At 50.9% G+C, this 12,265-nt stretch carries 9 protein-coding genes; 5 read left to right on the top strand and 4 right to left on the bottom strand.

Translation table 11 applies throughout. The features are described from left to right. Window positions 1-35 precede the first annotated feature (35 nt). On the top strand, window positions 36-2,324 hold the full coding sequence (locus J1C60_RS01125) for a zinc/cadmium/mercury/lead-transporting ATPase (RefSeq protein WP_128176977.1): 2,289 nt from the start codon (window positions 36-38) through the stop codon (window positions 2,322-2,324). A gap of 39 nt (window positions 2,325-2,363) precedes the next feature. On the opposite strand, the gene tusA is transcribed toward J1C60_RS01125, so the two are convergent. Beyond that, on the bottom strand, window positions 2,364-2,615 hold the full coding sequence (gene tusA / locus J1C60_RS01120; protein WP_128176975.1) for a sulfurtransferase TusA: 252 nt from the start codon (window positions 2,613-2,615) through the stop codon (window positions 2,364-2,366). A gap of 379 nt (window positions 2,616-2,994) precedes the next feature. Between tusA and J1C60_RS01115 the strand changes: the two genes are divergently transcribed. Next, window positions 2,995-3,660, top strand: a complete 666-nt coding sequence (locus J1C60_RS01115; RefSeq protein WP_128176973.1) for a 7-cyano-7-deazaguanine/7-aminomethyl-7-deazaguanine transporter — start codon at window positions 2,995-2,997, stop codon at window positions 3,658-3,660. Window positions 3,661-3,861: 201 nt separating this feature from the next. Further along, a complete protein-coding gene (locus J1C60_RS01110; protein WP_128176971.1) occupies window positions 3,862-4,410 on the top strand; it encodes a DcrB family lipoprotein in 549 nt (182 codons plus the stop codon). A gap of 171 nt (window positions 4,411-4,581) precedes the next feature. On the opposite strand, the gene iolE is transcribed toward J1C60_RS01110, so the two are convergent. The 3 genes from iolE to iolD all read right to left on the bottom strand — a co-directional run bounded on the left by iolE (window position 4,582) and on the right by iolD (window position 8,638). Next, the gene (gene iolE, locus J1C60_RS01105) at window positions 4,582-5,478 is read right to left on the bottom strand and encodes a myo-inosose-2 dehydratase (protein WP_128176969.1); all 897 of its coding nucleotides are present in this window, start codon (window positions 5,476-5,478) and stop codon (window positions 4,582-4,584) included. Between the two features lie 123 nt (window positions 5,479-5,601). After that, on the bottom strand, window positions 5,602-6,618 hold the full coding sequence (gene iolG, locus J1C60_RS01100; RefSeq protein WP_128176967.1) for a bifunctional inositol 2-dehydrogenase/D-chiro-inositol 1-dehydrogenase: 1,017 nt from the start codon (window positions 6,616-6,618) through the stop codon (window positions 5,602-5,604). A gap of 79 nt (window positions 6,619-6,697) precedes the next feature. After that, a complete protein-coding gene (gene iolD, locus J1C60_RS01095; protein WP_128176965.1) occupies window positions 6,698-8,638 on the bottom strand; it encodes a 3D-(3,5/4)-trihydroxycyclohexane-1,2-dione acylhydrolase (decyclizing) in 1,941 nt (646 codons plus the stop codon). A gap of 547 nt (window positions 8,639-9,185) precedes the next feature. Here iolD and J1C60_RS01090 point away from each other — a divergent pair. Then, window positions 9,186-11,105, top strand: coding sequence for a bifunctional 5-dehydro-2-deoxygluconokinase/5-dehydro-2-deoxyphosphogluconate aldolase (locus tag J1C60_RS01090; protein WP_128176963.1), 1,920 nt, complete (start codon window positions 9,186-9,188; stop codon window positions 11,103-11,105). Window positions 11,106-11,324: 219 nt separating this feature from the next. Beyond that, on the top strand, window positions 11,325-12,164 hold the full coding sequence (locus J1C60_RS01085; protein WP_128176961.1) for a MurR/RpiR family transcriptional regulator: 840 nt from the start codon (window positions 11,325-11,327) through the stop codon (window positions 12,162-12,164). Window positions 12,165-12,265 lie beyond the last annotated feature (101 nt).

Raw genomic sequence — 12,265 nt, 5'->3', positions numbered from 1 at the left:
AAATCGGCCTGCGCAATCACTCTTCAGGAGGCTTTATGCATCAACACACTTCCTGCGGCTGCGGTCACAACCACACCGCAAAACAACCTGGATGTACTGCCCCACGCCGTCCTGTGATCAAGGCAATTACGGCTATTCCAACTATTTCATCTATTTCATCTATTGCCGCCCCCACCGTCGTTGAAGCTTCCTGCTGCTCGGCGACCACGACGCCATCTGATGACTCCCCTGACGACGATGACCGATCCCCTGCCGGTGAACGCTTCAGTTGGAAGATCAGTGGGATGGATTGCCCAAGTTGCGCCCGTAAAATAGAAAATACTCTGAATAAACTCGAACAGATAAAGCAGGCTCGAGTGATTTTTGCCACCGAAAAGTTACAGGTCATCGCGACCAGCGACATACAAGAACAGATCGAAAAATCGGTCAGACAAATTGGTTTTTCCCTTCATCGTCAGCAGTCAAGCCGCGCCGTTTCGGAGGCCAGCCACTGGCAGGAGAATCGTGCCATTATTCTGCTCGGGCTGCTAATGCTGGCCAGTTGGCTAATCAGCATGATCGATGTAAGCAGCGGCAAACTGGCATTTATTGCTACCACCTTAATTGGCCTATACCCCGTTGGCCGCCAGGCACTGACATTAATTCGCAGCGGTTCTCCCTTTGCGATTGAAACCTTAATGAGTATCGCGGCAATCGGCGCGCTATTTATCGGTGCCACAGCCGAGGCCGCGATGGTTCTGCTGCTATTCCTGATCGGCGAACGTTTAGAATCATTTGCTGCCAATCGGGCAAGGCGTGGTGTTACAGCATTGATGGCGCTGAAACCTGAGGAAGCAACGCGTCTACACGGGGAACGGCGTGAAACGGTTTCTGTCGATGAGTTATCGCCTGGCGACATCATCGAAGTGGCTGCCGGTGCCCGTTTACCTGCTGATGCCAAACTGCTTTCTCTCCCGGCCAGTTTCGATCAAAGCGCGTTAACCGGCGAATCAGTCCCGGTTGAACGACTCGTGGGTGAAACTGTCGCCGCAGGCTGTACCAGTGTTGATCGTCTGGTACGTATGGAGGTTGTTTCGCGGGCCGGAGAAAGTGCGATAGATCGCATACTGCATCTGATTGAAGAGGCCGATGCGCGCCGTGCACCAATTGAGCGATTCCTCGATCGCTTTAGCCGCTTTTATACCCCGGCGATCATGGCACTGTCGCTGCTGGTTATCGTGATCCCTCCCCTGTTATTCGCTGCGGCCTGGCAGCCCTGGATCTATAAGGGGCTGACACTGCTATTGATTGGTTGCCCATGTGCCTTAGTGATCTCCACACCAGCAGCAATCACCTCTGGTTTGGCGGCAGCCACACGGCAGGGCGCTCTGATTAAAGGCGGTGCAGCACTGGAAAGCCTGGGAGCAGTTCGTACCTTTGCCTTTGACAAAACCGGGACGCTTACCGAAGGGAAACCGGTGGTGACTGACGTGATTTCACTGGTCGGTGAAACGACGGAGATGCTGCTGCTCAAAGCCGCAGCAGTTGAAACCGGCTCGTCGCATCCACTTGCGCGCGCTATTCTGGCACGAGCGGGGCACCTGAATTTACCCATCCCCGTTGCGGAGGAGCAACGTACACTGGCGGGTATCGGCGTCGAAGCCAAAGTCGCGGGCCGTCTTTTGTTACTTAGCGCACCGTCAAAACTTGCACAGCTCACGGACACGCAGCGAATACAAGTCGCTGAACTGGAAGCTACCGGAAAAACCGCCGTTGTGCTCGTGGAAGAACGGCAACCTATTGCGCTCATTGCCCTGCGCGATAGCCTGCGTGCTGATGCGCGCCAGGCCATTGCCGCGCTTCAAGCATTGGGTATTGAGGGTGTGATGTTAACCGGAGATAACCCTCTTGCTGCTGCGGCCATCGCCAGTGAGCTGGGCATAACCTTCCGCGCCAGTCTGCTGCCCGAAGATAAGGTGTTGGCAGTCAGAGAGTTAACTCAGAAGCAGCCTGTGGCAATGGTCGGAGATGGCATCAATGATGCACCCGCCATGAAAGCGGCCACTATAGGCATTGCGATGGGCAGCGGTACCGATGTTGCACTGGAAACCGCCGATGCGGCACTGACGCATAATCGTCTGGCTGGCCTGGTGGCAATGGTCAGACTGTCACGTGCGACTCATGCCAATATTCGTCAAAATATCGCAATTGCACTGGGATTGAAGGGCATATTTCTGATCACTACGCTGGCCGGGATCACGGGTTTATGGCTGGCGGTGCTGGCTGATTCAGGTGCGACGGCATTGGTTACGGCCAATGCGCTGCGCTTACTGCGTAAGCGTTAAATCCGCAGCAAGATTCACGGGCACACAGCCCGTGAATTCTCAGGGAGTAACCCCTTTTTTCAGCAAATATTTATAAGGAAGAGCATCGGTTAATTGTGCAACCAGCGTATGTTCCATAAAGCGACAAAAACCGGGAATATCACGCGTTGTCGCCGGATCGTCAGCAATTATCAACAGCGTTTCACCGACATTCATATGGCGAACCGTTTTACGTACCATCATTACGGGTTCAGGGCAACGAAGTCCCTGCGCGTCCAGAGTTTGATCGGGGTTAGCGAATCTATCGCTCATAACATTCTCGGGTAAAGTGAAAAACCAGACTCTAAATAGTCACGTTGCTGACCAAAGCCCATACTGCCTGAAGTATGACAAGTCTTTATCGCCGCTTATTTTACCCCTGCAAGCCGCTTAAGCAAGTGATGCCCATCAACGTTAACGTTTGCGTTAAAATTAACCATTGCATTGAAAACATAACGCGGTAAGATGCCGCCCGATTATTATCTATGCCCGTCATACGTATGGTCGTGAGTTTGCCAATCGCATGCTCTCCCCTGACATCGCCGCAATATCAATGCTACCGGGGATGACAGACTGTCCATCACGCCATGGCGTGAATGACAGGGTATATATCAATTTGGGTTCCCTCACCCCACCACTAAAAAGGCGACATATGATCCACTTTACTTCTCATCAGCGCATGCATGCGCTGATCTGGCTATCACTGTTTCACGTGCTGGTCATCAGCTCCAGTAACTATCTGGTGCAATTACCTATCTCTATACTGGGTTTTCATACGACCTGGGGTGCGTTCAGCTTTCCCTTTATCTTTCTTGCGACCGATCTCACCGTCCGTATCTTTGGCGCAACTCTGGCACGCCGTATTATTCTGATGGTGATGGTGCCAGCGCTGTTCATCTCTTATGTGCTCTCCGCGTTGTTTTACCAGGGAGAGTGGCAGGGATTCTCCGCAATAGAAGGGATGAATATTTTTGTCGCCCGCATCGCCTGTGCCAGTTTTATGGCTTATGCACTAGGCCAAATTCTTGATGTATATGTGTTTAACCGGTTACGTCAGAAAGCGCGCTGGTGGGTAGCTCCTGCCGCGGCGATGTTCCTCGGCAACATTAGCGATACGCTCGTGTTCTTCTTTATTGCGTTCTATAAGAGTAGCGATCTGTTTATGGCGCAAAACTGGGTGGAGATCGCCCTGGTAGATTACAGTTTCAAGGTGCTGATTTGCATGATTTTCTTTCTGCCAGCTTATGGTGTATTACTCAATGCAGCCCTAAGACGGCTGGCTGAGCCATCCCGTAATACCCAACTTCATTTCAGTTAAGCAGCGTAACTCAGGTAATGATTCTTAAGCGGGTATGACAGTCGGCAGCCGCGGTTTTAGTTATCATTAGAATCCGGCAATTTCGTATCCTGTGACAGTAATCGGGTTGCTTTTGCTGACTGATTCAGTTTGTATATACCCTAAATAATTCAAGCAGTATGGCGGTCAAAGACGCGTACGCGAGTAATAAAAGGGAACCTGATGCGTAACTTAGTGAAATATATCGGAGTAGGCTTATTGGTGGTAGGTTTGGCCGCTTGTGACGGAAAAAATGATAATGCTACCGCCAGTGATACCAGCAGCCAGGCCGCACAGGCTATTAGCCTGCTTGATGGTAAGCTTAACTTCAATCTTCCTGCCGGAATGTCAGATAAGAGTGGCAAGCTGGGTAACCAGGCTAACAATATGCACGTTTATGCCGATGAGTCAGGTCAACGCGCGGTTATCGTGATTGGTGGTGATGCCACGAATGAAAGCCTGGACGTGCTGGCAAAACGGCTTGAGGAGCAACAGCGCAATCGCGATCCTCAGTTACAGGTGGTGAGTAATAAATCAATTGAGCTAAAAGGCCAGACCTTACAGCAGTTGGATACTGTGATTTCCGCGAATAACCAATCCGCCTGGTCTTCCGTAGTATTAGGGAAGGTCGATGGCAAGTTGCTAACGCTGCAAATTTCATTACCTGCGGATAATCAACAGCAGGCCCAGACCGAGGCGGAGAGTATTATTAATACCATCACGCTGAAGTAATCCCACCCCTTATACTTCACGCTGCGGCATTGTTGGTTGTGCATAATATCTCCCGGAAACTTACCCAGGTACGTTCCGGGGGATATCCGGGCTTATCGCCGCCCTGCAGATCGAATTATTTAGGGTATATATACTCGCTATACATCAAGCTACAGCTTAAATATTCTGTCATTACAAACCTGCCGTTTCACGGATATATCTGCGTGCCTTCAGTGCATATTCAAACGGGTTTGCCAGTGTTGGATCCTGCTCGGCTTCAACCACCATCCATCCCTGATAGCCATACTCATCCAGAATGGTAAACACCGGGTTAAAATCAATCACACCATCGCCGGGCACGGTAAAGGTCCCTTTTTTCACACCATCAAGAAAAGATAATTTCTGGCTTTTGACCTGAGCCACAACCTCATCGCGCACATCCTTCAGATGTACATGATTGATGCGCGGCAAATAACGCGTTAGCAGCGCTAACATCTTCTGTTGCGAACCTTCAGAATAATAGGCATGACCCGTATCAAACAGCAGGAAAACGTCATCGTTGGTCGCCGCCATAAAACGATCCACTTCTTCGGTTGTCTGGATGCCCGTTCCCATATGATGATGCAGGCAAACCTGCATTCCTTTCTCAGCAGCGAGTTTGGCCAGCACATTATAGCCCTCAGCCGTTAGCCGCCATTCTTCATCAGTAAAGCAGGGCTTGGCTTCCAGTACCGGCAGCCTTGTTCCCTGAATGCTCTTGCTCTGTTCCGAACACCCAATGACTTTCGCGCCCAACGCATGCAGGAAATCCCGATGATGGATAAATTCGTCGAGGGTTTTGTCTTTGTCTCCTTTGGCAAAGAACGTACTGAACCAGGCATTGCAGATCTGAATACCACGAATATCCAGCATCGGCTTTAATATGGCCGGATCGCGTGGATATTTACTGCCAACCTCACTGCCGGTAAAACCCGCAAGCGCCATTTCACTGACGGTCTGCTGAAAAGTATTCTCCTGCCCTAATTCAGGCATGTCATCGTTAGTCCAGCCAATCGGCGCAATTGCCAGTTTTACGTTATCTTTATTCATATTTGTCCCTCGTACAGCATGGCGGTTTTATAACGCCCTGCCCTAAGCGGCCTGGTGTTAGCTAAGTGTTCATGTCGCTGGTGGAGCAGTGAATAACCTATCTTTTATCGCCCTGCCAACGGGTCACAACTTGTCGTAAAACACGGGACGGGGCGGTAAATTAACCGGCTCAACGGCACCGCTATTTTGCGCTTTAAGACAGGCATCAGCAGCGACGGAAGCTGCATAACCGTCCCATGCCGATGGGCCTTTCAATTTGCCAGCAGTAGCATCATTGATAAACGCCTGTAGCTCGACGTCGTAAGCATCAATAAACCGGTCTTTCCAGTCAGTCAGAATGGTTTCCGAAAGGCGTGCATCTTTACGCATCAGTATGGAAGAGGGCTCGGGCAGTTTAGCGATTCCATTTTCACCAACCACTTCACACTGAATGTCATAGCCGTAAGAACAATTGACGAAAATTTCCACATCAATACGGATCCCGCCCTGCGTCTCGAACAGTACAATCTGCGGATCTTTCAGTTTGGCATGGGATTTCGACGTTGTACGTGGGAAAACAACCTGAACAGTTTTGTAATCATCGTCGGTTAGCCAGCGCAGCACATCCAACTCGTGGATCAACGTATTAGTTATCGCCATATCTGTGGTATAGCTTTCTGGCACGTTCATGTTGCGATGCGCGCAATGCAACATCAGTGGCTCACCGATTTCACCGTCGGTAATCACCTTTTTCAATGCACGATAACCAGCATCATAAGGGCGCATAAAGCCGACCTGCACCAGGCGCCTACCCGCCTTCATTTCGGCTTCCACAATACGACGGCAGCCTTCAGCCGTCATCGCCAGTGGTTTTTCACAAAAGACCGGTTTACCGGCAGCAATCGCGGCCAGCGTAAACTCCTCGTGGGTCGGGTCCCAGGACGTGACCAATACGGCGTCGACATCTTGCGATATCACAACATCATGGCCGTTAGCACAAACTTCCGCATGCAAACCGAGTTTTGCGATCGCAGCTTGTGCCACTTCAATATTGATATCAGAAACGGCCACGACCCGAGCCCCTTGCAGTACCTGACTGCAACGACGGATGTGCTCCTGACCAATGGCACCAGTACCGATAACACCAAGTTTCAGAGTCATAACGCCTCCAGTAATCTTCAGGACAGGAACGGGATGCCACGCCAGTATGTGGGGCAGCGATTGTTCAGAACGTAAACTGTTAATACTTTCGGGCTTGATCCAGATGCTCGCCCTGTGCTTTGGCTGCCGCATCTACCTGCTCTGATTGAGAAACTCGCGCGGCGCCTACATGCCACCAACTGAAATAGTTATGCACCATGGTTTTAGGCAGAACTTTAATGTCAATAAGGGTTGAGACGGTCTGAATACGCGCATCGGCCAGCGCCTGTTTGAGTTCGCTTAACGTGTTGACACGATACGTTTTACATCCATATCCTGCCGCTATCGTGGCGAAATCAATTGGTATAAAACCACCATCCAACTGACCGCTCTCGGCGTTACGGAAGCGAAACTCGGTAACAAAACTCTCGCTCCCATTCCCCAATTGCAGGTTGTTGATACAGCCATTGGTCATGTTATCGAAAAGTACCACGTTAATTTTAGCGCCCTCCTGAATGGAGGTGACCAACTCCGAATGCAGCATCATAAATGCGCCGTCGCCCACCAGCGTATAGACTTCGCGGTGAGGCTCAGCCAGCTTAACGCCGAGCGAAGCGCCCACCTCATAGCCCATGCAAGAGTAGCCGTATTCAAGGTGGTAACTGTTGTAATCTTTGGTGCGCCAGACGCGCTGTAGGTCTCCCGGCAAGCTGCCTGCGGCGGCAACAATCACTGCATTTTTTGGCAGATTGTCATTGAGCATACCCAGCACGCTACTTTGGGTAAGAAAGGAGTCAGTCAGGCGATTAAACTCTGCAAACAGTGCCGCACTATCACAGCGGTCGGCAATCTCGGGCGTGAAGTCAGTCGCGCTATATTCCACCTTATAAACGCGTTCTATTTCATGATGCAATTGGCTCTTCGCCCGTTCAATCTGTTGCCCCCAGCCGTTGGTAAATTCGGTTTCTACCAGGCGTTCATTTAGCGCAGTGAGGGCCTCACGCGCATCGGCAACCAGCTGAACGCCATCCAGTTTGCAGGCATCAAACGGGCTGACATTAATGTTAAGGAAGCTCACGTCCGGATGCTGGAATATCCATTTCGATGAGGTGGTGAAATCGCTATAACGGGTGCCAACGCCAATCACCAGATCGCTCTCCTGCGCCAACAAATTTGCGGCCAGACAGCCTGTTTCGCCCACTCCGCCTACGTTAAGCGGATGATCGGAAAGTAGCGTTCCCTTACCCGCCTGCGTTTCCGCAAAAGGGATACCGTACTGTTCAGCAAACTGGCGTAGCGCTTCACCTGCTTCGGAGTATTTCGTTCCACCACCACATATAATCAGCGGCTTACGTTTGCGGGCAATCAGCTTAAGTGCTTCATCAAGTTGCGCCGTAGAGACTGGGCGGCGGTCAAGGCGATGTATACGTTTCTGGAAAAAATAGTCGGGATAATCCCAGGCTTCGCCCTGAACATCCTGCGGCAGCGCCAGCGTCACCGTGCCAGTCTCGGCCGGATCGGTTAAAACACGCATTGCGTTAATGCAGGCGCTCATAAGCTGCTCAGGGCGGTTGATGCGATCCCAATATTTGCTGACCGCGCGAAATGCATCGTTAGTACTCAGACTAAGATCGTGGCTTTGTTCTATCTGCTGTAATACCGGATCAGGCTGGCGAGTAGCAAATACATCGCCGGGTAGCAGCAGCAAAGGGATGCGGTTTGCGGTCGCGGTTCCCGCAGCCGTGATCATGTTTGCCGCACCGGGGCCTACTGAAGAAGTACAGGCAATGATTTCACGACGTAGTTTCTGTTTTGCAAAGCCAATAGCCGCATGGGCCATACCTTGCTCATTACGTCCCTGATACACCACCAGATCGCCACTATCCTGCTCCAGTGCCTGACCGAGTCCCAGTACATTGCCATGCCCAAAAATAGCGAAAATACCGTTAACAAACCGGGTCTCCACACCATCCACTAACAGATACTGATTATTCAGGAATCTGACCAGTGCCTGTGCCGTGGTTAATCTGATGCTGCCCATATAATCATCCTTTATGTAAAGGGTACCTCTGAAAACAGGCACGCCGCCTTTCGCATTAGGGCCACATGCTGAAGCTGAAAACAGCAGTGGGATCGATTGACAGGTGAAACGTGTGGCGATTATAAACAAATATTTTTTCCACAAAATATCATTACAGAAAAAACATTTCATTTTGCGAGAGAGATCAAATTCTGCTGTAAACGATCAGAAACCCTATCTTCACATCTGCTTAACTGAAACACTGAGTCTCGATTACTCCATCAGAGAAAATTTCATTCCATCTTTCATGCCTCTTTTTTATACCACCTGCCTGCTGTAGCGCTATCCTTACACGGTAAGCAGACGATTTAGCAAGCTAGCTTAGGGGTATGACAAGAGTTTTATCTATCTCACACTTCTGGGGTGATAATTTCATTTCACATTGATGTTGGAATTTTTATTCCTCATACTTCTCATCACATTTGGGCTGGATTGTCAGAGATGCTGCCGCTACAGCTCGTTTAAAACGCCCGGCGGCGTCGGCTTATCACAGAAGGAAATCACAGGTATGAGTACACAACAGAAGCCGCTTGATGTGATTTGTATTGGGCGTATCGCCGTAGATTTTTATGGGCAGCAGATCGGTGCACGTCTGGAGGATACGAGCTCTTTTTCCAAATATCTCGGCGGTTCATCCGGCAACGTGGCCTATGGCACCGCCATTCAGGGACTCAAATCGGCGATGCTGGCACGAGTAGGTGATGAGCACAATGGCCGTTTTTTACGGGAAGAGCTGCAGCGCGTTGGGGTTGATACCTCCAGCCTGATTACCGATACCACCCGCCTGACTGGATTAGTGATCCTCGGCATTAAAGACCAGGATACCTTTCCACTGATTTTTTACCGTGATAACTGCGCCGATATGGGACTAACGCCGGAAGATATTCGCGAGGAGTATATTGCCTCTTCCCGCGCAGTGGCCGTCACCGGTACTCACCTTTCACATCCAGACACGCGTGCCGCAGTATTAAAAGCCCTGAAGATTGCCAGATCCCACAATCTGCGTACCGCGTTAGATATCGATTATCGTCCGGTCTTATGGGGATTAACCTCATTAGGCGATGGCGAAACACGCTTCATCGCATCGAAACACGTCACGCAACAGCTGCAGGAAGTGATGCACTATTTCGATCTGGTGGTTGGCACCGAAGAAGAATTTCACATCGCTGGTGGCAGTACCGATACTTTAACCGCGCTGAAAAACGTGCGCCAGTCGACCAACGCAACGCTGGTTTGTAAACGTGGGCCACTGGGCTGCGTAGTGTTTGAAGGCAACATCCCCGACGGCTGGGAAGTAACCCGACTACATAGTGGCGTACGTGTGGAAGTACTCAATGTGTTGGGAGCGGGCGATGCATTTATGTCCGGGCTGCTGCGCGGTTGGCTCAATGATGAGGGATGGGAGCAGGCGTGCCGGTATGCCAACGCCTGTGGCGCTCTGGTCGTGTCGCGCCACGGCTGCGCACCAGCCATGCCGACCAAAGAGGAGCTGGATGATTTCCTGAACCGTGAAAATGAGGTGAAACGTCCAGATCGTGATATTCATCTCAACCATTTACACCGCGTCACCACGCGTAAGCGACAATGGCGCGAGCTTTGTGTTTTCGCTTTTGACCATCGCAGACAGTTGGCCGAAATGGCGCACGAAGCCAATGCCGATGAAACGCGCATTCCCACGCTAAAAAAACTTTTGTTATTGGGGGCTGAAATGGCCGCCATCGAAGCAGGGCTTGATGACTGTAGCGGGATTCTGGCCGATACAACCTACGGTCAGTCAACACTTAATGCCATCACCGGAAAAGGGTGGTGGATAGGCCGTCCCATCGAACTACCTGGCTCGCGTCCACTGCGGCTTGAGCATGGCAATATCGGCTCACAGCTGATCGACTGGCCGCTAGAGCATGTGGTGAAGTGCCTGGTGTTTTACCACCCACACGACAGCATAGAAATGCGTGCGCAACAGGATGAGTTGATCCTCGATATCTGGCATGGTTGCAATAAATCCGGCCATGAGCTGCTGCTGGAAGTGATCCTGCCCGAGGATAATCCAGACCATGAAGAGAGGTACTATCATGAGATTCTTAGTCATTTCTACCGTATGGGAATCCAGCCAGACTGGTGGAAGCTCCCCCCGCTGGCGCCGGAAAGCTGGCACGCGATTAGCCGTCTGATTGAGGATAAAGATCCACACTGCCGGGGAATTCTGCTGTTAGGGCTTGATGCGCCGGAGGAGAAACTAAAGGCCGGTTTCACCGCAGCCGCTAAAGTACCATGGGTCAAAGGCTTTGCTGTGGGCAGGACTATTTTTGGCCAGCCCTCGCGCCGTTGGCTACAGGGGGAACTCGATGATGAAACATTGGTTGAACAAGTAAAAAACAACTATCTCAAGCTGATTGATTACTGGCGGGCCGCGCGCTCAGCGCTATAACAAGCCGTTCTCACTCCCGACGCTCCCATAAGGCGATGCTTCCCCGATAGTCGCCTTTTTCTGCCCGGCCTCGCGGCGTCTGACATGATGGACATTGTGTGAAGTAATTCATGTTGCAATGAAATAAAGACAGCAATTATCGTAATAAAATGAAATTTTCCGTTCATCTGGTAGAATGGCACCTAGCGCAAAGCCATTCATTTTTAGCGAGCCGATGTAATGACCAATAATCCCACGCAGCTTTCCTTATTACAGGACGACATCCGCCGTCGTTACGATACCCTCAGTAAGCGCCTCAAGCAGGTAGCACGTTACATTCTTGATAACAGTAATAGCATCGCTTTCGACACCGTCGCGTCTATCGCTCAGCAGGCTGATGTACCACCTTCCACCCTAATCCGCTTTTCTAATGCATTTGGTTTTAGCGGTTTCAACGAAATGAAACAGGTTTTTCGCCAACACCTGATGGAAGAGACGGTCAACTACACCGAGCGGGCCCGCCTGTTTCGCCAGACCGCTACCGACGAAGCAGCGGCGGCACCGGAAAACCCCGCTGAAATCCTCAATGTGTTCACCATGGTGAATTCTCAAGCGCTGCAGCAGTTGGCAATGCAGACTAATCCGGACCACTTAAATAAAGCGGTGGAATTGCTCAGTGAAGCGGAAAATATTTACGTCATTGGTTTACGCCGCTCATTTAGCGTCGCCTCCTATCTCACCTATGCACTGCGTCATCTGGAGCGGCGAGCCTTCCTGATCGACGGGTTAGGCGGCATGTTTACCGAACAATTAAGTATGGTGAAACCCAAAGACGTGGTAATCGCCATTAGCTATTCACCCTACGCGCGTGAAGCGGTCGAACTGGTTGAGTTGGGTGCGAAACGTGGTGCGTATCAAATTGCGATCACCGACAGCCAGGTGAGCCCGCTGGCTGCCTTTAGCGATGTCTGTTTTGTGGTACGTGAAGCACAAGTCGATGGTTTCCGATCTCAGGTTGCGTCCCTCTGCCTGGCGCAAACGCTGGCGGTATCATTGGCACTGCATAACGTTGAAAAATAATCGTCGCTATATCGTGAAATTCTAAAAATCGTGAAATTCTAAAAAATGGTCGAGAAAACGGACCGTTTAGCATAATGGCAGCCTCGCCTGAATACCGTAGT

Source organism: [Pantoea] beijingensis (assembly GCF_022647505.1).
Lineage (GTDB): Bacteria > Pseudomonadota > Gammaproteobacteria > Enterobacterales > Enterobacteriaceae > Erwinia > Erwinia beijingensis.
This window is presented reverse-complemented; position numbering and strand designations above follow the sequence as displayed.